The organism is Variovorax ureilyticus (assembly GCF_037889935.1).
Lineage (GTDB): Bacteria > Pseudomonadota > Gammaproteobacteria > Burkholderiales > Burkholderiaceae_C > Variovorax > Variovorax ureilyticus.
On record NZ_JBBKZU010000031.1, the window covers coordinates 1 to 25977 of the forward strand.

Here is a 25977-nt window from a genome sequence, read left to right on the forward strand (position 1 = left end):
CCAGATCCAGCGCGCGCTCTCGCTGGACCCCGACCACCCCAAGGCGCTCGCGCTCTCCGCCAGCGCAGCCATGGAGCGGGGCGACACACAGGAAGCCCTGCGCCAATGGCAACACCTGCACCGGCTGCTGCCGCCGGATTCGCAGACGGCAGCGCGCGTGGCCTCGACCATCGCGCAGATAGGCGCCCCGGCCGCACCCGTCAAGGCGCCCGTGCAATCCGGCGGGCCCGAGGCGATCACCGGACGGGTGACGCTCGGGGACAAGCTCCCGAGAACACCCGCCGCGGACGAGACCGTCTTCATCTATGCACGCGCCGCCGAAGGCCCGCGCATCCCGCTCGCGGTGATGAAGGGTCGCGCCGGCGACCTCCCGCTTGGCTTCACGCTGGACGACGCTCTCGCGATGCGTGCGGACCATCGCCTCTCGGGCGCAGGCCAGGTCATCGTGGAGGCCCGCATCTCGCAAAGCGGCCGGGCGCAGCCCATGCAAGGCGATCTGATCGGCAGCTCGGGGCCCGTCCGACCAGGTGCTCGCGACGTGGTGATCGTCATCGACAGCGCGCACTAGGCACCGCCGAAGCAAGGCCTCCCGCTAGGCGTGGACGTAAGCCATTGGCCACTTCGACTAGTCGAGAAATTCGTCGATGCGCTGGTATGGGCCGTCTGGCCCGTCTACCTGCATCAGCGCGGCGTGAGCCTGCCGGGCATCGGTTGGATTGTGGGCGTGTACGGTTTCACCTGGGGGGCAGCGCAGCTCTTCACCGGCAAGCTGTCAGACCAACTGGGCCGGCACCTGCTCAATTCATGGGGCATGTGGATTTGCGGCGCCGGCGTCGCCCTGATGCCGCTGGGCGAGGGATCGGCGTGGTGGAGCGCCGCAGCGGCCGTCTCCGGTCTCGGGATGGCCATGCTCTATCCAAACCTCAGTGCCGCCGTCGCGGACATCTCCCATCCGAGCTGGCGCGCTTCGGCCATTGGCATCTATCGGTTCTGGCGCGACCTGGGCTACGGCATCGGTGCACTCGGACTGGGGGCGGCCGCCGAACTGGGCGGCAGGCTCGAGAGTGCCTTCTGGTTCGTTTCCATCGCGATGGCGGTGTCAGGTGCGGTGCTCTACCTCTGCGGCGAGGAAACGCATCCTCGACTGAACCCCGCAAACTGAAGTAGCCTGCGCGGCATTCAAGCAGCCAGCATCCCATGTACGCACTCGAATTGAAGGTGCCACCCCCAGTCGTGGCGTTGGTTCTCGCATTGGCGATGTGGAGTGTCTCTCGGCTCACGCTCACCTTCGAAGTCGATGCCACCCTGCGTATTGCTGCGGCAGTGTCCATTGCGCTCGTTGGCGGTGCATTCAGCGCCGCAGGCATCACGGCCTTTCGGCGGGCCAAAACTACAGTGAACCCGTTGAAGCCCGAAACAGCCTCATCGTTGGTCACAAGCGGTATCTACCGAGTCACTCGCAATCCGATGTACGTTGGATTGCTCTTCGTGCTTGTCGGCTGGGCGGCGTTTCTCAGCGCGCCGTGGGCGCTGGCCGGGCCCGTAGTGTTCGTAGCCTACATGAATCGCTTCCAAATCGCGCCGGAGGAGAGAGCCCTCCTTTCCGCATTCGGCGAGGTGTATGAGAGCTACACGGCACGGGTTCGCCGGTGGCTTTGAAGGGCCTGAGGCATCGCCTTGTGCCCGCGGTCCGTGCTTGATGCGTGACTGCTTTGAAGCAGGGGGACGCCCGGTTTGGGCAGGTACCCGCCCATCCACCCTGCCCTCCCGAAGGACGCTTCACGCTGCACAACGGAATTTCCCGCTCGGCCTTTCGATGCAATTCTGGGTGCGTGCCGCGTAGCCCCCCGACGGGGCGAGCACTTGCGCGGCCCCGGTTTGGCAGGCGCGAATGATGCGGTTCGGCAGGTGCTGCAACTCCACGGTACTGCCGGGCTCGAGGATGCAGATGCGCTCCAGCAGGTTGCCCAACTCGCGGACATTGCCAGGCCAGGTGTATTTCCGGAACACGTTTTCCACTGCGGGCGAGATGGCGTGGAACTGGCTGCCGTGCACCTTGTTGAACTTCTGAAGCAGGGGTGCGGGGATGGGCAAACCTGGCGGTGAGGGATGACCTTGCCGCGCTGCGACTCAGGGCGCACAGTGGCCCCTATGAACCAGACCAAGGTGATGGTGGCGATCCTAGAGATGGCGCGAATGGATTCCGGCTTTCCGCCGGATGAGGCCATATCGAAAATCGCGGCGATGATGGATCGCCTCGATCCGGCCAGCGCCACCTACTGGCAGGAAATGAACACCCTTGCCAAGATCGGCGCTACGGTTTGGAATCTGGCGCACTTCGGGCCTGATCCGCACTCATGCTCAGCCGGAAGAGCATGACTTCGCGAGCGTCCTGTAGCTTGGCGTTCCAACTGTCGGTGGTTCCGGATGAGTGGAGGCTCGCGGCCTCAAGATAGTCTTGGTGGCGCTTGAAGTCCTCCACCATGGCCGCTGCTTCGGGAAGGTGTCGCACGATCGACGACAGAAGGCCTTCGGTCACCATCAGACGGGCCGATGCATCTTCGTAGAGCCATTCAAGTCTCGCCAGCCTTTGCTCAAGCTCTTCAATTGTCATGGCCGCTCCTATGCAGGCATCATCATGGCCGGGTATCGGGATAGGGGCCGATCACGGAGACCGGACTCCTCCCACACCACCCGGCATGCGGGTCCGCACCGGGCGGTTCAAGAAGTAGAGGTCAGCATAGTCGAGGAACGCCGAGACCGTCGAAGTGTGCGATGGTGAGCACCCGGTTCAGGCCGAGTGCGCTGTTGTGCCACCAGCGCCGAGAGTTGCCGGCGATCTGAGCCGCCACATCGCCGCTGGCGCCCAAGGCGCGCAGTTCACGGTACATGGTCGGGCCCCGACCCCAGAGCCTCAACTGGATGGCGCGCAGGCGGTGTCGCAACCATTCATCCAGACCTCGCCAGACCTTCGGGGTCTGCGCGAGTTGGAAGCACGCCTTCCACCCCGGCAGGAACGCCTGCAGGTCGTGCACGATCTGGCGCATGCTGCGCCCGGTCTGGCGCCGGGTCATCTCGCGGATGCGCTGCTTGTAGCGTCGCACCGCCTCCCCGGCCACGGCCAGCTTCACCTGCTTTTGCGGCGCGGCCACAGGCAGTAGCCCAGGAACTTGCGCCCCCATGCCGTCGCCACCGCTGTTTTGGTCTCATTGACCTTCAGCCGCAGCTTGGCATAGCAAGCCCGCAGCCGGTCCAGCACCCGTTGTCCGGCACGCTGGCTCCTGATTAGACGTTGCAGTCGTCCGCATAGCGCACGAACTTGTGCCCCCTGCGTTCGAGTTCGCGATCCACCTCGTCGAGCAGCACGTTGGCCAGCAGTGGCGACAGCGGCCCGCCTTGCGGCGTGCCCTCCGCGCGCATCTGCGTGACCCCGTTCGCCATGATGCCGGCGTTCAGGTAGTGGCGGACCAGCCGCAGCACCGCCTTGTCGGCAATGCGCTTCGCCAGCCGGTCCATCAGGATGTCGTGGTTCACGCGGTCGAAGAACTTCTCCAAGTCCACGTCCACCACCACACGCCGGCCTTGCTCCACGTACTGCCTGGCCGCTTGAACCGCCTGATGCGCGCTGCGCCCCGGCCGGAAGCCGTAGCTGTGCGCGCTGAAGGTCGGATCCATGAGCGGTTGCAGCACCTGCAACAGGCCTGCTGGATCAGCCTGTCCACCACGCATTTCGAGCAGGGTCGAGAGCAGATCAGCTGCGGCGCGCTCATCATCAAGGTCTAATATGTCGAAGGGTTGCGGCATTCCTTGCTTTCAATGACCCGGGCCTACACCCCGTTGCACAGAGGACTTGAGACGCCATGCTGCTCGCCGATTTCATCGAACTCGCCAAGGAGAAAATCCTTGCCGAATCGATCGCGTACGCAAGGACCATCCTTTCCTTTCACGACGAGGACGAAGCTGTTCTTCGCGACCATCTTCCCAAGGTACTCGAAGCGATTTCAGCCGACCTGCGGACGCCCCAGAGTAGGACGGAGTCCATTGCCAAGTCCCACGGCCTCGCTCCGGCTGTTGCCCATGAGACCGCCGCCGAGACCCACGGCCTCATGCGTGCGCGCAGTGGGTTGCACATCGAGCAGGTCGTGGCCGAGTACCGAGCGCTGCGTTCCTGTGTCTTGCGCCTGTGGGCTGACGCTGCTCCCGCGCACGCAGATGCCCTGAAAGATGCCGGCCGTTTCAATGAGGCGATCGACCAGGCGCTTGCACAGTCCGTGCGGGTCTACACGGCGGAGGTGGAGCGATGGCAGCAGCTTTTCCTCGCGGTCCTTGGCCACGACCTGCGCGCTCCCCTGAATGCCATCGCGCTGACGGCCGAACTCGTGGCCAATGTGGGCGCGGAGCGCGATCTTTCATCGACTGCAGCAATCTTGAAAAAAAGTGCCAGCCGCATGACCTCGCTGCTGGACTCGCTCCTTGAGTACAGCCGCGTCAGCTTGGGCGCCGGCATGACGATCGAGAGGCTTCCGATCGACCTCGCGACCACCTGTCGAGAGGAGATCGAACTGCAACGCGCGGCGCATCCGGGGGCGAGGATCGAGTTGGTCGTTCAGGGCGACACCCGAGGTGACTTTGATGACTCGCGCATCCGGGAAGCGCTCGGCAACCTGATCACCAATGCGGTGAAGCACGGGCTTGCTGAGCCCGTGAGCGTCAGATCGGTCGGTCGAAGTCAAGCGGTGGACCTGACGGTCGAGAACGCGGCTGCCGAGGAAATTCCAGCTGGTGAGTTGGAGCAGCTTTTCGAACCCTTGCGTCGCGGAGCAGTGCAGCGGCCAGGGTCGGACCGGTCGCATCTCGGGTTGGGTCTGTTCATCGCCAGACAGATCGCAAAGGCGCATGGCGGAGAGCTCAAGGGCTATTCCCTTGGGCAGCGAGTTTGGTTCACCTTGACGCTTCCGAAATCTGCGCCCGATACCTCTTCATAGGGCAGCAGACACTCGTCAGTTGAGGTGGCCTCGCGCTCGTCCGACAACGTTCGGACCAGACGGGGATCCCCTCCAGTGGATTCTGCGTGGTTTTGCGGCCCACTATGTCGGGCGACACGACCAACTGACCGGGCATGTTGCCTCACGGCGCAATGTTACCGAGCACGTGAGGAGTTCCGAGCCTTCGTAGGCAGCCACGCACGGGACTCTCGCTTTCGCAGGTCCGCAGAGGGCACGAACCCGCCCATCCACCCTGCCACCCTGCCCTCCCAAAGGACGCTTCACGCTGCACAACGGAATTTCCCCGCTCGACCTTTCGATGGAAACTCCGGATCCCTCAGGCGACATCCGCTGTGCTGATCTCGATGCCACAAAGCCGCCGCCCGAGTGGTCCGTTTGCTTACGGGCCGTCTCTCTAAGAATTCCGCGACTTGTCCTATCGCGTCATGCTTGCGCCGCAAGCTCTCCGCTGAAGCGGTCTTACGCGAGATAACCGGCGCGCTGATACGCGGGATTGGGATACGTATAGAAACCTCGACCTGTCTTAACTCCCAGGGAGCCCTTGTCCATATATCCCTTCAAGAAGCTTCCATACCTTTGCGGTTGCGGGTCGGAAGGCGATTGCTTCGCCCAAAACGTTGCCGCATGCCACAACGTATCGATGCCGATTAGGTCCATGATGCCAAAAGGTCCGATGGTTGCTCGACGCGGTGACGTCCGAGTTGAGCGACGCGATCCTCGCAGCCATCGACGAGGTGGTGCTGAAGATCGACGATCCCTTGCAGCGGCTGTCCACCGGGTGCCTGCTCTACATGCACATCGGTGTGGACCTGCCCAACTGGGGCGCGTTCGTGATGCGCACCGGCTTTCGCAGCCAGGCCGTGGGGAAGCTGGTGGACGTGTACATGCCGCGTGACCTCGAGTCGGCACGCAAGGCCGGCGAGCTCGACTACAGCTCGCGGCGCGCCGCCCGCGACCTGATGTTCGCGTCCGTGAATCAGGCGGTGCTGACCGTGATCGCCGGCGACGCACCGCGCGAGCATCTGCGGCAGATCCTCGCGCTGGGCCTGCGCGGCGTGGGTGCGACACCGGCGCTGGCCAAAGCGATGAGCCAGCTCGAGCTGCCGGCGGTTCAGCTCCCCGACCTGGGACTGGACTGTGCAGGCCGTTGACCACAGCCGGACCGTCTTTGCACTGGCAGAGACTACGTCGATTCCGCCCCACAACAGCGCGAGCGCACCCTTACCCCATGGCGCCGTGCAGCCCCCTTCCAAGGTCCCTCGTTCGCAAGGGATGCAGCGCGACCACGGTAGTCAACGACCTCTCGTTCGAGTCGCGCCCGGCGAATGCATCGTCCTCCCGGCGCCGAACCACGGCATGGAACGGCCGTCCGAAACCTGCCGCATCCGGCACCGTGCCGACCGCATCGTGACCGAACGTTGACGCAACGCTGACGACTTCGAGCGCACCGCGCCCTACGCTGGGACTCAACCACCCGGAGCACGGCAATGAAACTTCTGCATATCGATTCCAGCGTCCTTGGCACCAACTCCGTCTCGCGCCAACTCACGGCCGAGATCGTGGCCGAATGGCGCAAGACCCATCCCAACACCGCCGTCGAGTACCTCGACCTGGCAGTGAACACTCCGAATCACTTCAACGCCGACGCGCTCGGCATCAGGGGGGTCGTCCAGGCGGAGCCGACAGAAGCCCAACGTCGGGAACAGGAAGTGTCAGAGCGCCTGGTGAGCCAGTTCCTCGACTCCGACGTGCTCGTCATTGGCGCACCGCTCTACAACTTCACCATCCCGACGCAGCTCAAGGCGTGGATCGATCGCATCGCTCAAGCGGGCCGCACCTTCAAGTACACCGAGAAGGGCCCTGTCGGGCTGGCTCTCGGCAAGACCGTGATCGTTGCCTCCTCGCGCGGCGGCATGTATTCCACCAGCGAAGCGGATCGGGCGATGGAGCACCAGGAGAGCTATCTCGAGGCGGTTTTCCGCTTCGTCGGCATCACGGATGTGCGCTTCGTGCGCGCGGAAGGCGTCGCGATGGGCGAGGCTGCCAAAGCAGCGGCCTTCTCCGCCGCCCGTGCCGACATCGCGGCGGCGAACGAGGCAAAAGGCCAATGGGTCGCGTGACGGCAAACCACTTCAGGCAAGCGCTGTAGTTGCAGACCTGCCGCGTTCTTGCGCCCCGCAAAGATTGAATCGGGACGACCCTCTGCAACGCAAGGGGCGTCCGACAACTGAAGCCTCAGGAGCCCTCGAATGATCCGCTACCCCATGGACGCCAAAGAGTCGGCGCGGCCCCTGCGCGTGAGCGACGCGCCCCCGACCATCGCCGGCTTTGCCGTCGCCCTGGCGCCCACCGTCTTCGTGACGAGCATCGCCATCTTCATCGGCTGGAATCTGCCGGCCCTCCACAACTTCTTTCAGTGAGGTCTTGGCCCAGTTACTCACGAGCAACCTCACCGCTCAATGCTCCCACCACATGAACCTCAAGAAACTGTTCGACCAGCACCCTGATGGCGTGCTCCTGGATCTTGCCTCTGCCTCATGCTCCGATGGAGTGGACGCTTCGCTCGAGGAGGCCGAATCGCATCGGACTTCGGATGAGGCAACCGCCTGGGACAATTGGAAGCCTGCTCGCGATCTGGGGGGCTGATGAGCCGTGCGCGTCACCACCTCAGCGCGTTAAGTTTTCTTCGACATCCGCGCGGATGTCGACGTGCTCTGCCCAGGCTGTCTGATGCAACCGCGAAGGGCGAACTGTCGGACTTTCAGCGCGCTTGCGCTGATCGCCCAGTCGGTCCTAGTGAAAGACTGCTTCCGTGCATGGGAGCTACGTCCGCAAAGGGCACGTACCCGCCGATCGCTGGACCGGCGCCGATAGCCGCTTAGGCTCCATCAGCTGACTTTGGGTGGCGGGGCCTCAAAGAAGGGCGATGGCCAGGTCATGCCGAAGAAGTTCAGACCGAGCAGTGCGAACGTCAGCCGCAGTAGTCTTGCTGCGACATTCAGTGTTCGTGTGAGGATTTGCAGGTGCTCGCCGAATTCGGAGATCACGACGTTCACTTTCCTGCACGGCAACTCGCGACGCACTCAACCGCGCGACTCTACATTGGCCAAAATTCCTCACTGGCACCTAACGAGTTCGCTCGTCGGGCGGACGGGAACGCAATCGTTCTGGAGTGAACTCGCGCTGCCAGGCCATCCACTGGGCGGCGAGACGCTGCGCATCTGTCTGCACCGGCGGCATCTGCGCGACGAACCGGTCGACCTGCGCCGCGAGTTCTCCCCGTCCCTGTCGTCGCAGTGCCGCCGCCGTTAGCTGCCAGTCCGCCAACACTGCGTTGCGCGTCCCCTGCAAGGTCTCGCGGCCGCCCTCGAGTGCATCGACCTTGCCCTTGAGCGCGTTCACCACCGCCATCACCTTCTGACGCATGAAGGTTGAAGGCTTGGGCGCGGCCCGTTGGCTACGTGTCGCCGCGTCCAGTTGCCCAAACGCCCGCATCGCTCGCAACCGATGGTGGATCGCGTCGCGTTGCGGCCGACGCAACTGGCCACGCACCTGCCGCGGCGTGGCGTTGGCAGCCACGCCCTGCTCGCGCATGAGGTCCGCAAACTGCTCGCGCCAGCGACGCAGCGTGTCCTTGCGGATGTAGAGCCGCTTGCCCGGTTCGTACTCGTGCTCGCACTTGACGACCAGATGCACATGCGGATGAGCCTGATCCGTGTGCAGCACCATGGCATAGCGATGTTGCAGCGCGAAGTTCTCGCGCGCGAACACTCGTGCTGCCGCCAGTACCTTCTCGGGCCGCGTGCCTGCGGGCATCGACAGCACGATGTTGTGGACCATCTTGGGACGCGTGTCCTTCTCGCCCTCCGCCGGCTTCGGGCGGTACTGGCTACGGCACTGATCGAGATTCCAGTCCTCCGCGATCTCCAGCGCTGCATCCTTGCCCTGGACAGTGAGGCCCTCATCGGTCTCGAGTTCCAGCTTCCCGTGCCGGCCGATGTACTTGAGGTGCGCGCCCACGCCGCCGGAATCGCGTCCGCCGCCCGAGACCTTCACCATCACCTCGGGCGTGCGACTGACCGTGCGCTTGATCTGCTGGATCTGCTCCTGGCCAAAGCGCAACACGCCGCCTGGACCACGGCGTCCGTGGCTGACGATGTCCAGTGTCAGGTCCCGATCGCCGCCACCTGCTGGACGTGACTTGACCATCCGCTTAGGCATGCCCTGCCTCCCAACTCATAAGGTTGCGACGCACCACTGCCGCCGACGTTTCGCGCGCCGATTCAACTTCGTGGAGCACGCGCGAGAGCAGATCACGCAGTTCCGATGCTGCTGGTTCGGTCATGGTTTTCGGCATGTCGAACATTCGGAGTTGCCGACCCAGCGCCGCCAGCTGCGCACCCACCGCCTTGAGCAAATCCAGTTCCTGGGGTGGCAGCACGTCCGAGGCCCGCACGTGGTTGTGAATGAGAAGCGCGAGGTACGTGCCGGTCTTCATACCCCGAGCGCCGGCACGCTCTGCTGCGCGGGTGCGATCGCCATAACGAAGGCGCAGCGTGACCCTATCTTCGGACGCGGCGTCGGCCTCTGTGTCTTTCACACCAGCGTCCGGCTCTGAAGCAACTGCGCCCGGCGCATTCGAGCGCAGCACTTCGTCGACGAGTGTGGAGAGCAAGCCCGATTCGGTGAGTTGATGACGCTCGGCCAGCGCAGCGAATCTCGCCTTCGCATCGGGAGGCAATCGCGTCGAGACAACGGCAGATCGAGCGTTGGCCACTACAGACACCAAGGGTGTAAACAATGTCTGACGGCAGTCTATCCTGCCATCAAGAGCGCACAAGGACTTCGCGTTCGGCATGCCGACACTTCCTTCGACCTCCCGCGTAGGCGCTCGCATCGCAGCCCTTCGCACACCTCCCAGGTCACACTGCCGAACAGTCCCCTCCCGCGCCGGCACACACGCGAAGTGTTCGGCATGCCGACACCTGCACCCTCCGCGCAGATGTTCGACATGCCGAACACTTCGCTATCGGATCCGCGAGTGCCTCGCTCGCCTTGCGCCTCGGTCGGGGCCGACTCGACGCCGATCACCGCCAGTTGCAGCAACTCCCTCTCACTCGCAGGCTCGCCAGCAGAGGTACGGCCCTTCGAACCCTGAAACGGGTTCAAAGGCGGACCGGTCAGTGCTTACGGCTGGCCCGTGGAACGCGGCTCTCCTGGGACGGCTCCGCACCGTCCAGTCGAACGGGCGGCAGATCGCGGGTGCTGCCGATTCCGTCCAGCTTCGGTTGGAAACGATCAGTGAAGCCGCCGTGCACCGGCGCCGCCAGCGGCTGCGACGACGGATGCCAAGCGCTCCAGATGAATGATGCGAGTGCCAGCGCCAGCGCTCCGGCGCATCCGCTGACGATGATCTGATGACGACTGGCCATGGGAACCTCCTTGGTGTTCATGCGTTGATAGCGGTCGAATCAGACTTCGCGCCCTTCGTTCGCCGGCGTGTCTGTGGGAATCCCCCGGGGGCGCAGCGCCTCGGGCAGCCAGCGCGTGCCCTCCAACCTGGCGGCGCAATGGCGAGTGGCTTCGCTCCGGCTCATCCCGGACACCACAGACGTACAGTCCTGGCCGGTGGCCTCACGCACCGCCGCGACCGCCTCGCGCCGGCTGACGTGCCGCAGATAGTTGTCGACGGTGGGCACCCACCAGTCCGCCATGTCCAGATGCAGCGCCTGCGCGAAGGCCTCGCTGTCGTCGCCGGTACGCTCGACGCTCGACGTTGCATTGATGCTGCGCGCCGTGCAGTACGCCAGCAGTGACAGGACCGTCTCCTGGTCCTGGTCGAGCAGCCAGCGCAGGAGTGCGTCCGACCTGGCGGGCAGGCACTCTGCCCATTCGGTATGGGCGTTCGTGAGCAGCCATCCCGCCGGCGAGTGCTCGTAGCCCGTGGCATCGGACGAGAGAGTCTCATCGGTCGTCGGCTGGAGATGCACCTTCACCACGTCATTGCCCGGGCCGCCGTGGCGATCGAACAGGGTTTCGACCATCCGACGGGCGAGGATCGCCAGCGCGGCTTCCGTGCTCATCATCACCTTCGCCTGAAGCGCTGCGGTGCGATGGGCGGTCAGGTCCCGCATGAGTTGGGGGCTGATCGCTTGCCGCCGACTTGCCCCGCCACCGGTCGGCCGCTGACCTCGCCGGAACACACCACGATGCACAATCACTGCACCGGTCGCGTCGATGCAGACGACGGCCCCCAGACGCGCCACCTGTTCGGGCCTCCATTCCCGCAGGGCGTCCTCGGCCGCCTCGATGCGGTCCTGCACTTCATCGATGGCACTGGCCAGGAATTGCTCCTGTGAGCAGTACACCTCGCATTGCAGATCACGCTCGGCTTCGTTGGCGTCATGAGCCGAGATGAATCGCTTGCGCTCGGCCCCCAGTCGCGCAAGGAGTTCGACTTCATCCGGCGTGGGCTCGCGCTGGGCCATGGCTTCTGCGCCATAGCGCTGAAGGTCCAGCGCAAGAGGGCCGCGCTCGCACACGACCCAATTCCAGTTCTCCGCGCGGACGGCTTCGGCCAGTGTCTCAAGCGCGACATCGAGGTCACGGTCCAGACTCTCCCATGGCGGGATCTGCGAGTCAGTCATCGGCTCGGTATTGGCATCGATCAGAACAGCGGACACATTCATATTCATCTCCATCTCCTTGCGGGTTGAACATCGGACGAACGAATCCAGGAAACGAAAGCCGGATTCCAAGATTCAGAGCCCTCGGAATGAGGGTTCGACATCGCACCGGTCGGCTTTTCGGGTGCTGGCCGCCGTCTTTCCTGAGTTCTTCGCCCGGTGACGCACCGCGACCGCGGGGACAGGGGAGCAAGGGGGAAGATTTGTAAAGCGAAGCTTTATGAACACCCTCTTGCAGGCGCAGCCGGTCTCCTGGCGCCGCGGGCGCACAGTCACCGAGAAGGTGAAGGACTCAGGAAAAACGGCATCCCCGAACCAGCACGCGCCGAGGCGATCCGCGAACCGCCGCGCGGCGAGCGCCCTCACCCGCCAGGCGACTGGTCGCCTTGCGGGTCTGATCGATGGCTATCCAGGACGAAGTCCTGTGGGCCGAAGGCCTCTGCGTCAGGGGTCCGGAAGGCGGCCGAAGGCCGTCCCCGCAGGGGATGAGCGCGCATGCGCGAACCTGCAGGAGCCCGGCCCCGGCAAAGCCGGGGAGACGCCCAGACAACGCTGACGCCGATGCCAACGCAGTGGCGACCGCAAACATCGAGCTGGTGTCGCTGCACCCGCCCGGCGCCGTCATCATCGTGGCTGCCTGTCCTTCGGCGGCACGACCTGCTGCAACTCGATGACGCGGAAGAAGGAGGCCGCCGCCCGGCAGCGACCTCCCGGAGCCGGGAGCTTGGAGCCGGCTCAGGTCACGATGCGTCCCGCACGCCGGGCATCGCGGGCATACTGGCCGACGCTCTTCGCCGGCCGGAAGTGCCAGTCCTGCGCGATGAACACCCGCCTCTTGGCGCAGACTTCGTGGATCTCCTGCAGATCGACGAAGCCCAACTCGGGAAACCCGACCCCGAGATCGATGAGGCCCCAACCGAGCGTCGGCGCCTCAGGATCCAATTCCGCGATCAGCCATGCGAAGTCGGAGCCTGGCAGATAGAGCTTGACGACCGGCGCAGGATCGAAGTGGGCATCGCGCTGCTGGTGTTCGCGAGAGATCAGGCCGTTGGCCAGCAGCAGGTCGAACTGCTCGTCTGTGATGAACGGAAACGGGGACAGGCGCAGGGAAGTCGAACGCGCGGGAACGATGCAAGTCGTAGTCGTAGCCATGAGATGCTCCTGGACGGTTGCGGGCGGGATTGCCCGGGACCGTGTCGGGTCACGCGGCAGCGCAGCAGTCAAGGCTCGAAGACGGCCGCAGGCCGCCAGCACGCCTTGGCGTGCGCAGGCCTTGACAGCGAGAACCGTGTGACACGATGAAGGTCACAGCAAGCCAGCCCACCCTCCACGCCACAGGCCGGCACGAAGCGAAGCGAGCTGGAGGATGCCCGCACGAGGCGGCCGTCAGGACGCGAGAAGGGCCAGAAAGGAGAACGCCAGTCCCGTGGCGGGTGCATCCCGTAGTGCGCCGAGCATCTCTTGCGCGACGGTCTCGCGTGCGCGCCGCCAGCTTCGGCGCTGATGACGGCGCTGATGACGGCGTTGATGGCCGCGTTGCCGGCGGCGCTGATCAGCGAGGTCCGAGGGCGCAGGTGTCGAAGGATTCATCGGCGCCGAAGCGACCCGGCCTTCATCACCGTCATCCCGGCCACCACGGCGAGACAAGCCGAAGCGAAGAAAGGGAGGCCGCCGCCCGGCAGCGACCTCCTGGAGCCGGGAGCCTGGAGTGGGCTCAGGTGACGATGTGCCCCATGCGCCGGGCATCGCGCGCGTACTCGCTCAGGGGCTTCGCGGGATGGAAGCCGCGATCCTGTCGCACCGACGGTTCACCGCCCACGCGAAGCGCTTCCAACTCGTCGAGGCTGATGTAGCCCATTTCGGGAAAGCCCAGGTCCGCGAGCCCGAAGGCGATGGCCGGTGTGCGGGGATCGACGGACGAGAGCAGCCATGCGGCGCGCGAGCCAGGCACGTAGAGCTTCACGACCGGATGCGGATCGAAGAGCTCGCCACGCTCCTCGTGCAGGCGGGCCAGCAGGCCGTTGGCGCGCAGCAGATCGAACTGCTCGTCGGTCAGGAAGGAGAACGCCGACGAGCCCAGGAAGGCGATGGAATGCGAGTAGGGAGTAGCCATGAGATGCTCCTGGACGGTTGCGGGCGGGATTGCCCGGGACCGTGTCGGGTCACGCGGCAGCGCAGCGGTCAAGGCTCGAAGACGGCCGCAGGCCGCAAGCACGCTTCGCGTGCGCAGGCCTTGACGGCGAGAACCGCGTGGCACGATGAAGGTCACAGCAAGCCAGCCCTCCCCCGACGTGACCCAAGCCAGCACGATGCGAAGCGAGGCGGGCGGTCGATGAATGTCGACGGAGGACCCCAGCGTGGCGGCGCGTGGGAACGAGCCGCCGCGTCGCCGTCAACGTCAACGTCAACGGGGGTCAGTAGGACCCCTGCGTCGGCTGCACGCCGAATGCCGCACGCACCTTGTCATAGGTGTCGTCGAGGTTCACATCCAGGGGCCGGCCGCGCGCATCGAAGCGAAGGCCCGACGCGACACAGCCGCGCGGGCGGCGACAGAGCGCGAGCGCGGCACCGGCGACGATGCGAAGCAAGGAGGGGTTTCGCCCCGATGCGCGCCCTCTCAATGCGCACTGCCACGGCGCAGAGGCCCAGACTCCAGCCATCACGATGCGAAGCGAGGCGGCGAATCGTTGGCGATACGCGCGCCTTCCATCGCCGCCGAAGGCAACGGTTTCGCGAAGACGAAACGTGCAAGGCCGCATCGGCGGCCTCATGCTTCGTCGCCGACGATGGCCGGAGCGCAGTCCGCCGAGCAGAAATCCGGCGGGCGTCGCGATCAGTCCTTGGGTGTCGTCCGGTCGATCCACTCGACTGGCGCCACGTGCGCGAAGAAGGGATTCAGGGCCGGTCGACGGTGGCCGATGATCTTGCGCACCGCCGAATCCGGATTGCTCAGGTCCGTCAGCATCGAAGTCGCAGCGAAGCGGCGCACCTCCTCGGGGCTGAGCAAGCGCAGCGGTCCCTGCGAACGCGCGAACAGCGGCCGCGTCGGCCCGTGGTCCCCGGGGATCTCGTAGCGCAGCATGATCCAGTGGCCGTGCAAACCGCCCAGCTTGTCGTGCACCAGATCGCCCGTGAGTGAGCACACGAGGCCCGCAGCGGCCGAGAAGTACATGTCGCGCTCGGTGTCGCCGTCCGGCGTGCGGCCGGCGGCCAATGCCTGCTGCGCTTCCAGCATGAGCCGCGACGCAGTCGAACTGAAGACCGCCGCCTCCAGCCCACTGGCCTTGCCATCCATGCGTACCGATTCCAGTTCGGCCGAGCCCATGAAGCTCATGCCGCACCAGAGCGTGCGGGTGTCCAGCAGGTAGATGCCCGAGTCGCGGCCCGCGAGTTGGCCATCGTCCGTGATGCGGATGCGCCATCCCGGCGCGACGGATTCCACAAGACCCGCGAGGAACTTCTTCTCGGCGGCGGTGCGTGCGGTGTTCATGGCTGGGCCTTTCGGGGATTGTCGATGGAGGATGAAGAAAGTTCATGGCAGGCCTGATGCACGCGGCGCAGCATCTGCAGGGCCGAATACACTTGGGGGTGCTGCGTGTCGTACTGGCGGGCAATCGCCGCCGCCCATGCGTCGAAGCTGTGCACCGGGGCCAGCAACGCGGGCGTGCGAAGCACGGGCCGCGTGGATCAGGTGCTCTCGGTCGTTCGTCGGAAGCTCGGCGGGAAAGCTCATGCGCACGTTCAACACGCTCACCGCGATGCCGAAGGGCGTCGCGTGCCGCTGCACCCGCCAGCGCGGGCCGGCACGCAGGCCCTGCGAGAAGCCGCGCGGACCCGCCGCCGTCACCCTACGGGCCGTCATGCCCGCACCTCGTTGGCATGAGCCGCGATCGCGAGTGGCAGGAAAGTCGCGCCGTAACGGCGCTCGCAGATGTATTGCGCGCTGAAACGGGTGTGCTCGTCGCACGCGAGGCCATAGGTTTTCGCGTAGGCGTCCAGCAATGCATCCAGTTGCACACCGGTGCGCAGGGCATGGTCCGCGTCCAGTCGCTCGATCGCCACCTTCGCGAAAAGGGGCAGACACTGGAACGGCTCCGGGGCGCTGCGAAACATCGGCTCGCCACCACCTTGCGCGGGCGTTGAATGGATCGTCACTTCCCGTGTCTTCGCCTCGTTCGTCATCGCTTCGTGGGTCATCGCATCTCTCCTTGCTGACCGGGGTTCCTAGATTCCGAGCCCTTCGAGAGAAGGGGTTCGGCGGGCAAGCGGCAGCCCCGGTGTTGCTGCCGCCGTACGTCCCTGAGTTCGTCGCCCGGCGACGGGCAGCGAAGGGACGGGACGGCATGCAAGGGCACGCCCGCAGGCCGCACGCGGAGCGCAGACCTGAGGGAAGCGAAACGGAGTGAAGCGGAAGGAAGGGCGAGCACCGAACGGGCGAGGAGCGTGGGCATCGCCTTCACCCTTGCGGGACGGCCGGGCCCGCAGCAGAGTCGCCGCAGATGGCGATGAACGCGGGGACGAACGGCAACACGCGCAGGGCCCTGCTGCTGCCTGCCGAACCCGGCGCGCGCCGAGCGCCCCTCAGGCCGCAGGCCTGCTGATCAGGGGAAGTTCGCTGCGCAGCGTGCGTCAGGGATGAGAGCTCAATGAGACTTGAGGAGGAGGCCATGCCGGGAGCCGGGCTCATGGCCACCGGCCTGCGTATCAGCGGGACGGGACGGTCGAGCCACGTCGACCTCCCAACGTCTACTCAGGTCCTCTCTTCCACCCTGCCCCATCGGACCCGGTGAACACGTGATTGCCGGGATGGCGTAGAGGCCGAAGCCACCCTTCGTCCTGCAAGCGCCGGATGTACGCAGCACCGGACTCGCCGGGCCTGCGGCCTAGAGCACCTCGCTGCGAGAGACGCTCGCGTGCATTGCGCTCACCGGCCTCCCTTCTCCACACCTGTCGACAAGGTGCAATTCGCGCGCGTCGTCTCATCAGGCGCGAGCCACAGAACGCGCGGGCGCCAGGTTGCTCAACGCGCACGGCTGCAGGCCAGCGCACGCGCGCATTCGGGATGCTGCGCGCGCTCACGATGCGCCCTCCAGAGGAGCAGGTGCCTCGGCACGCCCGGCGACCACTGCGCGCGTACAGCGCAAGCCGGCGAGCGCGCGCCGGTCCAGCGCGTTGTCCGCACCATGCCTGGCCTGCTCCACTTCGGCCAGCCAGATGAAACGCTGCCGCTGGTCAGGTCGAACCTTGAAGTCCTCGTTCACCACACCCTTGAGTCGTGCCCAGTGATTCCACGCGAAGTTGCGCCCGAGGCCCACAGTCGTCTTCGTGCTCGGGAAACTCGGCGCATCGCGCACCATGTCCTCCCACGTGGCACCGAAGTCCACCGCGTCGAAGCGGCTGTGCCGCCCGGTGAGCGCGCGGCGCTCCAGGTGCAGCGTGTCCTCGAAGAGATGAGGGTGGTGGCCCGCGAGCCAATACAGCTCCCACTCCTTGGACGCCGGGCAGAAGAAGCATGCCGACTTCACGGGCACGAGGTCGGGCCCGAGGACTTCCTCGATGGCCCGCATGCAGTCTGCACGGTGCCACCCGATGACCTGGAGCGGATACGCATAGTCGAATGGACCGCACGCACTGGCACCAACACCTGCAGCAGCGCGGGACCGGCGCAGGTCCGCGCGGCCGCAGTCATAGCCGATCAGCTTGACGATGCGCTCTCCTCTCGACACCGCATGTCGCCAGAGCGGGTGCGCGGACTTCGCGTTGGGACCGCGCACGACCCCCATCAGGTGCTTGTCCTGCGGTTGCTGCTTCCACTTGATCGAGCAGGACTTCAGGCCGAAGGCCAGCGACGGCAGGGTCTCGTTGGCCAGGCAGTTGCCTTGCAGGTCGTCGTAGGGTGTGCCAGGTTGGGTGAACTTGCGGCAGGTCTCGATCGGTGGCCACCCCCACGCGCGCAGCACGTGCTCGATGCGCGTGATGTGCGCCAGGGTCGGCGGCTTCTAGCCGCCAGTATCCGCGAAGGTGATGGCGTCGGGCTTGAGGCCTGCGAGGCGCAGGGCGACGAGCATGGCGGTGGAGTCGACGCCAGCGCCGAAGCACATGACGATGAGGCGATTCATCAGCGCGGCGCGCAGCGCCGCACGCTGAGCAGAGGTCAGCGAGAAGGACATGACGGGCTCCTGGGAGGTTGCGGCGGAAAAGCGAAGGAAGGGATGGGCCGATGCCCTCCCCCTCCGGCGTTCAGCGATCAGAGATCAGTCATCCTGTATTGGCCGGGACATGATCGGACACATGGTCGGATTTGACGATGTGTGATCAGTGGTAGGCGATGAGTTTCTCCTTGGCCAGGTTGAGGGAGTCGAGGAAGGTGCGCATGGGTGTCTTGCCATAACACCATCGACCTTGATGCTCGCGCTGGTTGTTGTACTGGTCAAGCCAGGCGTCGAGGTCGGTCTGCAGGGCATCGATGGTGTCGTAGATCTTCTTGCGGAACACGATGCGATAGAACTCGTTGAGCATGGTCTTGTGCAGGCGCTCGACGATACCGTTGGTCTGGGGCGACTTCGCCCGCGTGCGGGTGTGGTCGATGTCCTCGAGCGCCAGGTACAGCTCGTACTCGTGATGCTGCGGGTTGCCGCAGTACTCGGTGCCGCGGTCGGTGAGCACGCGCAGCAGCCGGATGCCGTGCTGGTCGAAGAACGGCACGACCCGATCGTTGAGAAGGTCTGCCGCAGGCAGCGGTGTCTTGCGGTCATACAGCTTGGCGAAGGCGACCTTGCTGTAGGTATCGACGAAGGTCTGCTGGTACACGCGCCCCACGCCCTTGAGGGTTCCCACGTAGAAGGTGTCCTGGGCACCGCAGTAGCCGGGGCACTCGGACTCGAACTCGCCGTGCGACTCCTTGTCGAGCTTGGCGCGCTCAAGCGCCGCGAGCTGCGATTCGGTCAGGACTAGGCCTTCCTGGGCGGACTTGGCCTCCAGCGCCTTCAGCCGCTTGGTCATGGTTTCCAGGTCGTGGCGCAGCCAGATGCTGCGCACGCCTTGGGGCGATACCACCAGGGCATGGCGCTTGCGGACCTCGTTGGCGATCCGCACCTGGCCGTAGGCGGGCAACTCCAGGGCCAGATCAACGACGGCTGCCTCGATCTGCGGGTCGACGCGGTTCTTCAGCAGCGGCCGGCGGCGCGAGATCTCCTGCAATGCCGCTTCGCCGCCCTTGTCGTACAGCTCCTTGAAGCGGTAGAAGCTGTCGCGCGAGTAACCCATCACCCGGCAGGCCTGGCTGACGTTGCCCAGCTGCTTGGCCAGCTCCAGGATGCCGACTTTGGCGCGAATGACCTTCTGTTCCTGTGTCATGGCGGACTCCTTCGATCTGAAGGCCGTGGTTCCGGCGACTGCGGGCTTCGCCCTTCGCGCCGGGTTCGCGGCCATGGAACCAAAGATAGACCACTGTCAGATTAAGTCCAGGCTAGTTCAAGTCATCGCTGCCGTCATCGCCCTCACCGCCGAGATCGCCCTGCTCCTGCGCGTCTTCGGGGGTTTCCGCCCCAATGTCACCCGTGCTCTCATCGTCCTCCCCCTCTTCGTCCACGCCCGCCGAGCCTGTTGCGTACGGCCGCAGCGTCGAAGGCAACCAGCGCTTACCCTCCAACTGCGCCGCCGCCTTTACAGCCTCGTCCTTCTTCATCTTCTCCAAGGGCTGTGCGGCCTGCGCGCCGCAGCCTTCGGTCACCGCCGCGATCATCTTGGCCTTGGGGACATGGCGCAGGTAGCGCTCGGGTGTCGGGTTCCACCAGTCGGCCATGTCCACGCCGAGCACGCGTTCGATCCCCTGCGCCGGATCGAACCCCCGGCGAATCTCGCGCACCGGGTCGCCGCATTGCACGCTGTAGGCGCGGCCCACGAAGAGGGCCAGCACGTCCAGCAGCCCGGACAGGTCCATGGCCTGCAGGTGATCGAAGAGGCGCGCGGAGTCGCCCGGCAGCTTGTCGTAGATGACCTCGGCCTGCGCGATCAACTGCGCGGCGGGTGTCTCGTCGTACTCCGCGGCGGCACTGCCGATGCCGTGCGCGTTGCTCTCGAACCTCACGTTCAGGGGCGAGGACTGCCACGGCTCGCGTTCATGCACGATCAAGGTGTGCAGCAGTGCGGCGAGCGCGGCCTGCGGGTTCTGCGTGAAGGCTGCCGCCACGGCGGCCGTGCGATGGGCGGTCAGGTTCTGGCACAGCGATGCGCTGAACTCGGCGCGCTCCTTGGGCGCGCTTTCCAAGGACGTTGCACCTGATCGGGTTCCACTGTCTCTTCCCGCTGGATCGTCATCAAAGCCATCCTTGGCTTGGCCTTGCTCGCCTGCCTGGACAAGCGCCTTGCGGTCGTCGGCGGTGACCAGACCTTCTGCGACATGCACCTGACCGTCACTGTCGATCGAGAGGATCACGCCCGCGATGGCCTTTTGCTGCGGCGTCCACTCGCGCAGTGCCTCGCCCATCGCGTCGAGATGGTCATCGAGCACCTGCCACTGGTCTTCGAGGCTGTCGTGTTCGGCCTGTTCCTCGGACGTCCATTCGCGGTCTTCCTCGGCGTCATCGCCGTAGACGAGCGATTCAAGTTCGTCGATGCGTGTGCGGATGCGCCCTTGATCGGCCTCCAGCGCCTGCATCGCATCGCGCTCCTGCTTCGTGGCCTTCACTTTCTCGCAGCGCAACTGCGCGAAGCGCGAGCGCTCGGCATAGGGGAAGCTGATGCGTGCCTCGGCCCACTTCCAGCCGGCCTCGCGCATCTTCTCTGCTTCGCCTTCGAGCTTGTCGAGCGCAAGGCGATTCAGGAGCGCACTGTCCTGCAGGAGGCTCGTGCCTTCCGTCGAGAAGAGGTCTTCGCGCACGCTGCCGCCCGCCTGCCGGTACGCCTCGATCCCGACGAACACCGCAAGCGGCGATTCGGTGGAGATCTCGTTGCGGGTGAGCAACTGGCGAATCTGGTACGCGCTGCGGTTGTAGGTCTCCAGCGACTCCCACACATTGACCTGCTGCGCCGGGTCGTCCGAGAGGGCCAGCGCCTGCAATACGTCCATCGCGATCTTGCCTTCTCGGTACAGGTCGACGAACTGGGGCGCGAGGCTCGCGAGCTTCAGGCGCCGCTCCACCGTGAGCACCGACACGCCGAAGGCTGCGGCGATCTGGCCTGCGCTCTGGCCTTCTTCGACCAGTGCCTTCATGGCGACGAGTACATCAGCCTGATTCATGGGTTCCTGGGCCACGTTCTCGACCAGACTCACCGCCGTGGCCCGGCCCACGTCGAAGACGAGGCATTCGATGGGCGAATCTGCTGCCATGCGGCCCTCGGCCACGAGCCATTTGAGCGCGGCGAGGCGGCGGCCACCGGCCACCACGCCGAAGGTGTCGGCTGCGTGCGCCTGCGCGGTATCGGCCGCTTCGGCGGTCTCGGCTCCATCGCCCTTCTTGGCCTTGCGACCTTTGATCTTCTTGCGGGCCTCTCCATTGGCCAACGCCACTTGCTGCTCGGCCACCACGCATAGGGGGTAAAGGATCCCTTGCGAGTCGATCATCGCGGCCAGCGCCGGGATCGATTCCGGGTTGCGCACCTTGCGCGCGTTCTTCTGCGAAAGGAACAAGCAGTTCAACGGGATGGCCTGCCGCCGTCCCTGTTCCACCGGCACGACCTCGCCACCGACGCGCACGACCGCGTCGTGCTCTTCTGCTTCAAAAGCGGACATGTGATTTCTCCATTCAAGCTGACCGGGGTTTCCTAGATTCCGAGCCTTTCGTGAGAAAGGGTTCGGAGGGCAAGCGGCAGTCCCGGTTGTCCTGCCGCCGTACGTCCCTGAGTTCGTCGCCCGGCGAACGAGAGGCGCAGGCACGGGGCGGCGCGCAAGGGCACGCGCGGAGGCCGCAGCCGAACGAAGTGAGGACCGGGCGAGGCGCCGTGGGCAGCGCCTTGACCCTTGCGGGACGGACTGGGCCGAAGCAACGTCGCCCGGCATGGCGATGAACGAGCGAACGGGCGGGGAAAACAAGCAGGCGACTGCTGCTTCCCGATCGAACCCGGCGCGCGCCGAGCGCCTTTCAGGCCGAAGGCCTGCCGATCAACGCGCCAGGCCCGCAGGCCGGCGCGGGGCTGTCTTCAGACGCGCGCGGAACGGCAGGGTCCGCGCGCGTCGCGGGCTCGATGTGGGCCCGTCGGGCGGGCCTGCTTCCTGCGGAACAAACCACCATGCAGCGCCCGGCACTGACCGGGGGCATCGGTTCTCTCCCCATAAAGGTGGACGTCTGCACGTCTAGGTGGAACGAAGCTTGCGAAGCAGACATCGGACAACGGCGAATACCGCGGGGGACATGAACATGCTCAGTGCACGACACAAGGCCCAGATCCTGGCCAGAGCCGGCTACAAGGTTCCGCCCTGCCCTGCTCCGCCCCAGTTCGGTGGCTCGCTCAACTCGCCGCAGAGCACCACCGCTGAACACCGTCAGCATCAGGCGGCGGAGGCGGACAAGGGCGGCGAGCCTCATGCCGTGTGGTGCCGCCAGATCGACATCCTGTATTCGCGGTACGCGGCAGAGCGCGCTGCCAGAAGCCTGCGCGAGGCCGAGGAAGCGCGGCAGCTTGCGAGCACCCGTCGCGCGCGCGACGCATAACCTTGGTGCGGCGCCACCGACACCTGGAACTCCGGAAGCGCCGAGCTGGGGAGCATCGACGAAGATATCTTCATGTCCGACCCCCGCGACATGCCGCACGATCATCCGTGGTTCGAACCCCTCACGAAGCTGCGCTACCGGCACATCGGCGTGCGCGATGGCACCTGGTGCGCGATCCAGCGCTTCAACTACACCACGGCAACAGTCGTAGCCTTGGATCCGGTGGGCTACTCGCGCCGCTACTGCTATGAGCACGCCGAGAAGCCGAGGCCGCGCTCGCTCGCTGGGACGGGCGGGACCACCCCGGCGAGGCCATGGATCAAATGCAAGGGAGCCAGCATCGATCTGCTCAATCCTGCGCTCACCTGCTGAGGCTCACATGACACGCACGGGGCATAGCGCCTCTCGACTGGCTCTCAACTGCGAAGGGGCGCGAGGTGTTGTCTCAGGTGGTGCGACCGGGCGGCATCGCCCAGAGTGGCGCCGGGTGATGGTGCGTCCGGGGATTGACAAGCGGGTACCAAGGCACAGCCACCGCCTGTGAGTTCCCATGGCATGGGCACGTGGAAAAAGGGCCGGCATCGCCAGCCCTGATCACGGGGCCCTACCGGCCGATGCGTCGAAGCGCCAGGTCCCACAGGCCGGAGTTCAGGCGCACGTTCTCGCGGATCGCGAGAATGCCGCGGGTATGCACCGGACGGCCTTTGACGGTGCGACCCGGGAGACCTCCGCGGATGACCGCCTCCTGGGTGCGCTGGAAGACCCGCCACACGTCGTCACCGACGTCGGCCATCCGGCGCTCCTGCAGCAGCTGCGCCGGCTCGACGGGCGGCTGTGCCTGCTCCGGGAAGCGCAGCTTGAGCGCATCGCGTGCGAAGTCCAGTTGCTGGGTTTCCGTGAGCATCGTGCCGCGCATCTGTTCGACCACGTCGCCCACGCGCCCGAAGTCCCGGGTGATGCGCTGCGCCGCCTCCACCACGTTGGCCACCACGTTGCCGCGATGGCTCACATGGACCAGGCCGAAGTCGCCCAGCGTCGTGAGCATGCCGTTCATGCACACGGGCCGGTACAACCCGGCGCGCAGCGTGTACGCGGAACGGCCGTCGTGGGAGTTGATAAGCACGATCTCGCCGAGCACGTCGTCCCAGGTGAGTGTCTTGACCACCGGCTGGAAGCGCAGCATATGCCGCGCATGCGCTTCGTTGCCCAGTCGCGAGCGCGTTTGCGTAGCGTCGGTCGGCTCGAAGCCCGCGTCCATCAGCGCCGTGACGATGTCCCGGGTGCTGATGAAGACGTACCTTGCGCCGGTGGTGCCGGCGGCCTCCTCGGCGAAGACCGCCGGCGCGCGGTGCTGCACCTGTTCCAGCGTGAGGGACGATCGAGCCACATGGGAAATCGAGGACAGCGAAGTAGACATCGAGGGAGACAGCGCAGAAGAGGATGCGAGGTTCATGGTGAGCTCCATGGGTGACACAGGCGGGATTGCCTGCGTCGCCCCGTGCTCACGCGGCAGCGCAGCAGTCAAGGCTCGAAGACGGCCGCAGGCCGCAAGCGCCAAGCACCCTTGGCGCGCGGGCCTTGACGGCGAGAACCGCGTGGTACGGTCCGGCGAACCAGGCAAGCCCACCCCATCCCCTCTCTCTCCCTCCCCTTCCCTGTTCCTCCCTTCCCTGTTCCTTCTTCCGCCCTCGCTCACCTCCAGCCCTCAGCGACCTCACCCGCCCTCACCCATCGTCACCAGTGGGCCTCGACGCCCACTTCTTCAGCAATGCGCTGGATGCGCACCGCGGCTTCGCGCAGGCGATGAAGGTCGACCTCACCAAGTGCGCTACCACGGGCCAGGTTTCCCGCGGCGACGGCCACCACCATCGCATCCTCGCGCAGCAGCGCGAGCGCATCGCGCGCCGGCAGGCCCAGGGGCCGGCACGGCGGCCGGCGCGCGGCGTCGTGCTGCGCATCGTCTTCCCACGCCCCTAGGCCCTTGGCCGCCTCCACGAAGCCCAGCCCCTGCGCGGCCATGTGGTATGCGAGCACATCCCCGCCCCGGGCACCACAGCCGGCCATGCAGACGAAGGCCCCGCTTCGCACGTTCACCCGCATGCTGTCGCTGCCGCCGTGGAAGGCACAGCGTGTCGTGCGCCAGGCGCCCTTTCCGAGCAACACCAGATCCTGGCTCTCGTAGTACGCCTGCGGCTCGGGCAGGCGCTCTCGCATCAGTGGCATGTCGTTCTCCTGCAAGGATGAAGCTCTGGCTTCGATCGATCTGCTTGGGGTGAGTCCTCGGGGGGTGCGGGGGGAACGCCCGCCGGAGCGTTGACGCCGAACGCGCGGCGCGATGAAGTCGAGAAGCGTGCGTGCATGGCGTGGCCTTTCTGCGGCGGATGCCGCGACGGGTGAATGGGATCTGCTTTCGGAGCCGCCTCAGCGCCGTGGCGGCGAGCGCAAGGGATCGCGGTCCAGGGACCGCTCGCGGTGGCGAAGCCCGTGCCCTGGACGGCGAAGCGCGCGAGCCAGGCGTCGAGAAAGAGGCGGCGCGGGCAGGCCCGAACAACCGGCCGCACCGGAAGGGCCCGCCGCACGCACGATTGCGCTGTGCGCCGCGCTTCAAGGCGCGCGATCATGGGCCGGGGCCGGGGCCGCGGCCGGAGACGGACGCAAAGCGCCAGCCGGCGCCGGACCCGTCCAGCTCGACATGCCGAGGTCGACGCACGGCCGATCGGCCGAGGACGACAAAGCCCTTGCCGAAGGCACTGTTGTCGCCGCGCTCCGCGATCCCGGTCGACCCGATGCCGATCAGATGGCCGGACAGGGTTCCGTACGGGATGCATTGGGCCGGTCCTCGAAACCATGCAGCCTTCGCAAGCGGCATGGTCGCCGGCGTTTCATGCGTCGATACGCCCCGAGCGCGTAGCAATCCGAGCGTAGCCGCCCAGGCGCTTGTCCGCGCGGAAGTGCAAGTCCCGCTCGATCGGCAGTCTCATCACGCCGCGCACCGCGGCGAGTTCTTCGAGGCTGACGGGTCCGACTTCGGGACAGCCCAGGCCCGGATCGCACAAGCCTTGCGCGATCGTGTGTCCTCTGGATCGATCCAGGCCAGCAGCCAGGTGCCGCCTGCATCGGGCGTGAACAACTTGACCACGGGCAAAGGATCGAAGTCCGGCTGCTCGAGCGCTCCCATGCCATTCGCCAGCAGGATCTCGAACTGTTCGTCGGTGAGGAAGGAATATCTGGAAGCCATGCGCACTCCTTGAACGGTGGCGGGCGGGATTGCCCGTGACCGCCGGCGCCGCGCTGCAGCGCAGCCGTCAGGGTTCGAAGACGGCCGCAGGCCGCAAGCACGCCGGCATGACGGCGTGCTCAGACCTTGACGGCGAGAACGGCGCGGCAGCGTGCAGGGAACAGCAAGCCGGCCCCCTCCCCGGCTGACCTGCTCTCAAGCGACAGCAGGAACTGCTCCCTGGCGACTGCCGACGCGAAGCGCAGCCAGCATGAAAGCGAGGACGCAGCGGATGAGGCGCCGCAAATCGGCATAGGGGGCAGTCCAAGAGGACTGCTCCCCTGCCACACCACCCGGCATGCGGGTCCGCACCGGGCGGTTCGAGAAGTTGAGGTCAGGAGAGTCGAGGTAGCCCA

31 protein-coding genes and 2 pseudogenes are annotated in these 25977 nt (G+C 65.9%); 10 read left to right on the forward strand and 23 right to left on the reverse strand.

Annotation, left to right across the window (positions count from 1 at the left end; all coding sequences use genetic code 11):
• From WKW77_RS33985 to WKW77_RS33995, 3 genes are all read left to right on the forward strand, one after another.
• Nucleotides 1-568: tetratricopeptide repeat protein (locus tag WKW77_RS33985; protein WP_422823320.1), on the forward strand; the 568-nt coding region annotated here is incomplete at its 5' end.
• 30 nt (nt 569-598) lie between these two features.
• On the forward strand, nt 599-1162 hold the full coding sequence (locus tag WKW77_RS33990) for an MFS transporter (protein WP_340361299.1): 564 nt from the start codon (nt 599-601) through the stop codon (nt 1160-1162).
• A gap of 35 nt (nt 1163-1197) precedes the next feature.
• Nucleotides 1198-1659 carry a methyltransferase family protein gene (locus WKW77_RS33995; RefSeq protein WP_340361300.1) on the forward strand — a complete coding sequence of 154 codons (462 nt, stop codon included), beginning with the start codon at nt 1198-1200 and terminating at the stop codon, nt 1657-1659.
• A gap of 120 nt (nt 1660-1779) precedes the next feature.
• On the opposite strand, the gene WKW77_RS34000 is transcribed toward WKW77_RS33995, so the two are convergent.
• The gene (locus tag WKW77_RS34000; RefSeq protein ID WP_479694177.1) at nt 1780-2094 is read right to left on the reverse strand and encodes an AAA-type ATPase lid domain-containing protein; all 315 of its coding nucleotides are present in this window, start codon (nt 2092-2094) and stop codon (nt 1780-1782) included.
• A gap of 57 nt (nt 2095-2151) precedes the next feature.
• Between WKW77_RS34000 and WKW77_RS34005 the strand changes: the two genes are divergently transcribed.
• Nucleotides 2152-2379 (forward strand): hypothetical protein, encoded by a 228-nt coding sequence (locus WKW77_RS34005; RefSeq protein ID WP_340361302.1) that lies wholly within the window; start codon nt 2152-2154, stop codon nt 2377-2379.
• A gap of 356 nt (nt 2380-2735) precedes the next feature.
• Here WKW77_RS34005 and ltrA read toward each other — a convergent pair.
• A pseudogene (ltrA, locus tag WKW77_RS34010) lies at nt 2736-3725 on the reverse strand (group II intron reverse transcriptase/maturase); the annotation flags it as partial.
• A gap of 135 nt (nt 3726-3860) precedes the next feature.
• On the opposite strand from ltrA, the gene WKW77_RS34015 reads away from it, so the two are divergent.
• Nucleotides 3861-4985 carry a sensor histidine kinase gene (locus tag WKW77_RS34015; RefSeq protein WP_340361303.1) on the forward strand — a complete coding sequence of 375 codons (1125 nt, stop codon included), beginning with the start codon at nt 3861-3863 and terminating at the stop codon, nt 4983-4985.
• Between the two features lie 480 nt (nt 4986-5465).
• On the opposite strand, the gene WKW77_RS35130 is transcribed toward WKW77_RS34015, so the two are convergent.
• Entirely contained in the window at nt 5466-5729 is a 264-nt protein-coding gene (locus tag WKW77_RS35130) for a 3-hydroxyacyl-CoA dehydrogenase family protein (RefSeq protein WP_422823321.1), read from the reverse strand.
• Here WKW77_RS35130 and WKW77_RS34020 point away from each other — a divergent pair.
• The 3 genes from WKW77_RS34020 to WKW77_RS34030 all read left to right on the forward strand — a co-directional run bounded on the left by WKW77_RS34020 (nt 5708) and on the right by WKW77_RS34030 (nt 7426).
• Nucleotides 5708-6157, forward strand: coding sequence for a hypothetical protein (locus WKW77_RS34020; RefSeq protein ID WP_340361304.1), 450 nt, complete (start codon nt 5708-5710; stop codon nt 6155-6157). The two genes, WKW77_RS35130 and WKW77_RS34020, sit on opposite strands and share 22 nt — an antisense overlap.
• A 336-nt stretch (nt 6158-6493) precedes the next feature.
• Nucleotides 6494-7126 (forward strand): FMN-dependent NADH-azoreductase, encoded by a 633-nt coding sequence (locus tag WKW77_RS34025; RefSeq protein ID WP_340361305.1) that lies wholly within the window; start codon nt 6494-6496, stop codon nt 7124-7126.
• A gap of 129 nt (nt 7127-7255) precedes the next feature.
• Nucleotides 7256-7426: a hypothetical protein gene (locus tag WKW77_RS34030; RefSeq protein ID WP_340361306.1), complete on the forward strand. Its 171-nt coding sequence runs from the start codon at nt 7256-7258 to the stop codon at nt 7424-7426.
• A 468-nt stretch (nt 7427-7894) separates the two neighbouring features.
• On the opposite strand, the gene WKW77_RS34035 is transcribed toward WKW77_RS34030, so the two are convergent.
• The 15 genes from WKW77_RS34035 to WKW77_RS34105 all read right to left on the reverse strand — a co-directional run bounded on the left by WKW77_RS34035 (nt 7895) and on the right by WKW77_RS34105 (nt 21425).
• The gene (locus tag WKW77_RS34035; RefSeq protein WP_340361307.1) at nt 7895-8053 is read right to left on the reverse strand and encodes a hypothetical protein; all 159 of its coding nucleotides are present in this window, start codon (nt 8051-8053) and stop codon (nt 7895-7897) included.
• A gap of 79 nt (nt 8054-8132) precedes the next feature.
• Nucleotides 8133-9227, reverse strand: a complete 1095-nt coding sequence (locus tag WKW77_RS34040) for a relaxase/mobilization nuclease domain-containing protein (protein ID WP_340361308.1) — start codon at nt 9225-9227, stop codon at nt 8133-8135.
• Nucleotides 9220-9864 (reverse strand): hypothetical protein, encoded by a 645-nt coding sequence (locus tag WKW77_RS34045; RefSeq protein ID WP_340361309.1) that lies wholly within the window; start codon nt 9862-9864, stop codon nt 9220-9222. Before WKW77_RS34045 ends, WKW77_RS34040 begins: the two co-directional genes overlap by 8 nt.
• A 322-nt stretch (nt 9865-10186) precedes the next feature.
• The gene (locus WKW77_RS34050; RefSeq protein WP_340361310.1) at nt 10187-10459 is read right to left on the reverse strand and encodes a hypothetical protein; all 273 of its coding nucleotides are present in this window, start codon (nt 10457-10459) and stop codon (nt 10187-10189) included.
• 18 nt (nt 10460-10477) lie between these two features.
• Entirely contained in the window at nt 10478-11764 is a 1287-nt protein-coding gene (locus WKW77_RS34055) for a hypothetical protein (protein WP_340361311.1), read from the reverse strand.
• Between the two features lie 663 nt (nt 11765-12427).
• Nucleotides 12428-12844, reverse strand: coding sequence for a DUF2958 domain-containing protein (locus WKW77_RS34060; RefSeq protein ID WP_340361312.1), 417 nt, complete (start codon nt 12842-12844; stop codon nt 12428-12430).
• Nucleotides 12845-13406: 562 nt separating this feature from the next.
• Nucleotides 13407-13805, reverse strand: a complete 399-nt coding sequence (locus tag WKW77_RS34065) for a DUF2958 domain-containing protein (RefSeq protein WP_340361313.1) — start codon at nt 13803-13805, stop codon at nt 13407-13409.
• 301 nt (nt 13806-14106) lie between these two features.
• Nucleotides 14107-14280 carry a hypothetical protein gene (locus WKW77_RS34070; RefSeq protein WP_340361314.1) on the reverse strand — a complete coding sequence of 58 codons (174 nt, stop codon included), beginning with the start codon at nt 14278-14280 and terminating at the stop codon, nt 14107-14109.
• Nucleotides 14281-14525: 245 nt separating this feature from the next.
• The gene (locus WKW77_RS34075; RefSeq protein WP_340361315.1) at nt 14526-15182 is read right to left on the reverse strand and encodes a hypothetical protein; all 657 of its coding nucleotides are present in this window, start codon (nt 15180-15182) and stop codon (nt 14526-14528) included.
• Nucleotides 15179-15367: a hypothetical protein gene (locus WKW77_RS34080; RefSeq protein WP_340361316.1), complete on the reverse strand. Its 189-nt coding sequence runs from the start codon at nt 15365-15367 to the stop codon at nt 15179-15181. The genes WKW77_RS34075 and WKW77_RS34080 overlap by 4 nt, the downstream gene beginning before the upstream one ends.
• Nucleotides 15368-15550: 183 nt before the next feature.
• On the reverse strand, nt 15551-15889 hold the full coding sequence (locus WKW77_RS34085) for a hypothetical protein (protein ID WP_340361317.1): 339 nt from the start codon (nt 15887-15889) through the stop codon (nt 15551-15553).
• 878 nt (nt 15890-16767) lie between these two features.
• Nucleotides 16768-17652, reverse strand: a complete 885-nt coding sequence (locus tag WKW77_RS34090) for a hypothetical protein (RefSeq protein ID WP_340361318.1) — start codon at nt 17650-17652, stop codon at nt 16768-16770.
• 39 nt (nt 17653-17691) lie between these two features.
• Nucleotides 17692-17862 (reverse strand): hypothetical protein, encoded by a 171-nt coding sequence (locus WKW77_RS34095; RefSeq protein WP_340361319.1) that lies wholly within the window; start codon nt 17860-17862, stop codon nt 17692-17694.
• Between the two features lie 145 nt (nt 17863-18007).
• Nucleotides 18008-19048 (reverse strand): IS481 family transposase, encoded by a 1041-nt coding sequence (locus WKW77_RS34100; protein ID WP_340361320.1) that lies wholly within the window; start codon nt 19046-19048, stop codon nt 18008-18010.
• Nucleotides 19049-19160: 112 nt separating this feature from the next.
• Nucleotides 19161-21425, reverse strand: coding sequence for a ParB/RepB/Spo0J family partition protein (locus tag WKW77_RS34105; RefSeq protein WP_340361321.1), 2265 nt, complete (start codon nt 21423-21425; stop codon nt 19161-19163).
• A gap of 625 nt (nt 21426-22050) precedes the next feature.
• Here WKW77_RS34105 and WKW77_RS34110 point away from each other — a divergent pair.
• Both WKW77_RS34110 and WKW77_RS34115 read left to right on the forward strand, forming a co-directional pair.
• The gene (locus WKW77_RS34110; RefSeq protein WP_340361322.1) at nt 22051-22344 is read left to right on the forward strand and encodes a hypothetical protein; all 294 of its coding nucleotides are present in this window, start codon (nt 22051-22053) and stop codon (nt 22342-22344) included.
• Nucleotides 22345-22416: 72 nt separating this feature from the next.
• Nucleotides 22417-22716: a hypothetical protein gene (locus WKW77_RS34115; RefSeq protein ID WP_340361323.1), complete on the forward strand. Its 300-nt coding sequence runs from the start codon at nt 22417-22419 to the stop codon at nt 22714-22716.
• A 232-nt stretch (nt 22717-22948) separates the two neighbouring features.
• On the opposite strand, the gene WKW77_RS34120 is transcribed toward WKW77_RS34115, so the two are convergent.
• The 5 genes and pseudogenes from WKW77_RS34120 to WKW77_RS34140 form a co-directional block, all read right to left on the reverse strand.
• Nucleotides 22949-23797: a DUF932 domain-containing protein gene (locus WKW77_RS34120; protein ID WP_340361324.1), complete on the reverse strand. Its 849-nt coding sequence runs from the start codon at nt 23795-23797 to the stop codon at nt 22949-22951.
• Between the two features lie 281 nt (nt 23798-24078).
• Complete coding sequence (locus tag WKW77_RS34125; protein WP_340361325.1) at nt 24079-24567, reverse strand: CHC2 zinc finger domain-containing protein; 489 nt, start codon at nt 24565-24567, stop codon at nt 24079-24081.
• A gap of 394 nt (nt 24568-24961) precedes the next feature.
• Nucleotides 24962-25213 carry a hypothetical protein gene (locus WKW77_RS34130; protein WP_340361326.1) on the reverse strand — a complete coding sequence of 84 codons (252 nt, stop codon included), beginning with the start codon at nt 25211-25213 and terminating at the stop codon, nt 24962-24964.
• A gap of 13 nt (nt 25214-25226) precedes the next feature.
• Nucleotides 25227-25582, reverse strand: a pseudogene (locus tag WKW77_RS34135) (DUF2958 domain-containing protein).
• Between the two features lie 195 nt (nt 25583-25777).
• Nucleotides 25778-25977, reverse strand: a 200-nt coding sequence (locus WKW77_RS34140; RefSeq protein WP_340361327.1) for a hypothetical protein, incomplete at its 5' end; no start/stop codon positions are given.

What these genes read in the sequence shown, in the direction of transcription:
- WKW77_RS33995 (WP_340361300.1), top strand. Translation starts at nt 1,198, where the DNA reads ATGTACGCACTCGAATTGAAGGTGCCACCCCCAGTCGTGGCGTTGGTT.
- WKW77_RS34005 (WP_340361302.1), top strand. Translation starts at nt 2,152, where the DNA reads ATGAACCAGACCAAGGTGATGGTGGCGATCCTAGAGATGGCGCGAATG.
- WKW77_RS34015 (WP_340361303.1), top strand. Translation starts at nt 3,861, where the DNA reads ATGCTGCTCGCCGATTTCATCGAACTCGCCAAGGAGAAAATCCTTGCC.
- WKW77_RS34025 (WP_340361305.1), top strand. Translation starts at nt 6,494, where the DNA reads ATGAAACTTCTGCATATCGATTCCAGCGTCCTTGGCACCAACTCCGTC.
- WKW77_RS34030 (WP_340361306.1), top strand. Translation starts at nt 7,256, where the DNA reads ATGATCCGCTACCCCATGGACGCCAAAGAGTCGGCGCGGCCCCTGCGC.
- WKW77_RS34040 (WP_340361308.1), bottom strand. Translation starts at nt 9,227, where the DNA reads ATGCCTAAGCGGATGGTCAAGTCACGTCCAGCAGGTGGCGGCGATCGG.
- WKW77_RS34045 (WP_340361309.1), bottom strand. Translation starts at nt 9,864, where the DNA reads ATGCCGAACGCGAAGTCCTTGTGCGCTCTTGATGGCAGGATAGACTGC.
- WKW77_RS34050 (WP_340361310.1), bottom strand. Translation starts at nt 10,459, where the DNA reads ATGAACACCAAGGAGGTTCCCATGGCCAGTCGTCATCAGATCATCGTC.
- WKW77_RS34060 (WP_340361312.1), bottom strand. Translation starts at nt 12,844, where the DNA reads ATGGCTACGACTACGACTTGCATCGTTCCCGCGCGTTCGACTTCCCTG.
- WKW77_RS34065 (WP_340361313.1), bottom strand. Translation starts at nt 13,805, where the DNA reads ATGGCTACTCCCTACTCGCATTCCATCGCCTTCCTGGGCTCGTCGGCG.
- WKW77_RS34075 (WP_340361315.1), bottom strand. Translation starts at nt 15,182, where the DNA reads ATGAACACCGCACGCACCGCCGCCGAGAAGAAGTTCCTCGCGGGTCTT.
- WKW77_RS34085 (WP_340361317.1), bottom strand. Translation starts at nt 15,889, where the DNA reads ATGACCCACGAAGCGATGACGAACGAGGCGAAGACACGGGAAGTGACG.
- WKW77_RS34095 (WP_340361319.1), bottom strand. Translation starts at nt 17,862, where the DNA reads ATGTCCTTCTCGCTGACCTCTGCTCAGCGTGCGGCGCTGCGCGCCGCG.
- WKW77_RS34100 (WP_340361320.1), bottom strand. Translation starts at nt 19,048, where the DNA reads ATGACACAGGAACAGAAGGTCATTCGCGCCAAAGTCGGCATCCTGGAG.
- WKW77_RS34105 (WP_340361321.1), bottom strand. Translation starts at nt 21,425, where the DNA reads ATGTCCGCTTTTGAAGCAGAAGAGCACGACGCGGTCGTGCGCGTCGGT.
- WKW77_RS34110 (WP_340361322.1), top strand. Translation starts at nt 22,051, where the DNA reads ATGCTCAGTGCACGACACAAGGCCCAGATCCTGGCCAGAGCCGGCTAC.
- WKW77_RS34115 (WP_340361323.1), top strand. Translation starts at nt 22,417, where the DNA reads ATGTCCGACCCCCGCGACATGCCGCACGATCATCCGTGGTTCGAACCC.
- WKW77_RS34120 (WP_340361324.1), bottom strand. Translation starts at nt 23,797, where the DNA reads ATGAACCTCGCATCCTCTTCTGCGCTGTCTCCCTCGATGTCTACTTCG.
- WKW77_RS34125 (WP_340361325.1), bottom strand. Translation starts at nt 24,567, where the DNA reads ATGCCACTGATGCGAGAGCGCCTGCCCGAGCCGCAGGCGTACTACGAG.
- WKW77_RS34130 (WP_340361326.1), bottom strand. Translation starts at nt 25,213, where the DNA reads ATGCCGCTTGCGAAGGCTGCATGGTTTCGAGGACCGGCCCAATGCATC.